This is a genomic window from Natronobacillus azotifigens (assembly GCF_026805325.1).
In the GTDB taxonomy this organism is placed as follows: Bacteria; Bacillota; Bacilli; order Bacillales; family Amphibacillaceae; genus Natronobacillus; species Natronobacillus azotifigens.
Map to the genome: position 1 here is coordinate 1 of NZ_JAPRAT010000069.1, position 1073 is coordinate 1073.

A 1073-nucleotide genomic window follows, 5' to 3' on the forward strand; every position below is an offset into this window, starting at 1 on the left:
TTATTATATCGGAAAGGAAAAAGATTTTCTAGCATTACTCGAATATGTGAAGGCAAAAGATAACTTACCAGATGTGTTAAAAGCCATCAAGAAGCTTGAAGAACTTCATTCTTCTGATATATCGATGGAACGTATTCAATTCATTTGTGAACAGGAAGACAACGTGGATAGCATAAATGATCCACGGATGAAAAATGATATTGAAAAACAATCGGAAGCGAATCTTAAAGCCTATGAATCTATTTTTTATCGTGAAGGAGTAATGTGAGATGGATAAGAAAGAAACGTTAATTGAATTATGTAAAGAATTAAGATTACCAAGTATCAGAAGACTGATAAAGTCTTCTGATGCATTTGAAAACGAAGAAGAGGCTTATGATATTTTATACCAAGTGTTTACGCAAGAGAAGGCAGATCGCTCCATACGCGCAAAACAAAATCGTATACGTGCAGCGAATTTCCCACAAAAGAAATTGTTAGATGAGCTTGTCACCGAAGCATTACCGGAACAAGCAAGAGCAAAGCTGAAAGAACTAAAATCATTAGCATTCATAGAAAAAGGCCAGAATATCATTTTAACTGGACCGCCAGGAACAGGGAAATCCCACATGGCCATTGGATTAGGAATGGAGGCTTGTTTGGCAGGATATCGTGTGTTTTTCGCAACGGTACCTTCCTTTATTAATCAATTAAAAGAACACCGTTCAGAACGAACGTTACGTAGCTTTGAATTGAAATTCGAGAAATATGACCTCGTCATTCTCGATGAATTGGGCTATATTTCATTTGATAAAGAAGGCGCAGAATTACTTTTCTCCCATTTATCTTTAAGAGCTGGAAGAAAGTCAACGATAATAACGAGTAATTTGTCTTTTATTAATTGGCAAGATATCTTTCACGATTCTGTCTTAACCGCAGCTTTAACGGACCGTTTAACACATAGATCTTATGTTTTAAACATGAATGGGAATTCTTATCGGATGCGTGAAACAGCAGAATGGCTGAAATCAGAAAGTGAGCAAGTGGTGCAAAATTAAATTAACATATGGTTCACTTTTCAATTGACAAATACA

The 1073-nt window shown here is 35.8% G+C and carries 1 protein-coding gene and 1 pseudogene; both read left to right on the forward strand.

Annotated elements, in window-relative coordinates; translation table 11 throughout:
* Nucleotides 1–268 (forward strand): annotated as a pseudogene (locus tag OWO01_RS15930) (IS21 family transposase); the annotation flags it as partial.
* 1 nt (nt 269) lies between these two features.
* The gene (gene istB, locus OWO01_RS15935; RefSeq protein WP_268781450.1) at nt 270–1037 is read left to right on the forward strand and encodes an IS21-like element helper ATPase IstB; all 768 of its coding nucleotides are present in this window, start codon (nt 270–272) and stop codon (nt 1035–1037) included.
* Nucleotides 1038–1073 lie beyond the last annotated feature (36 nt).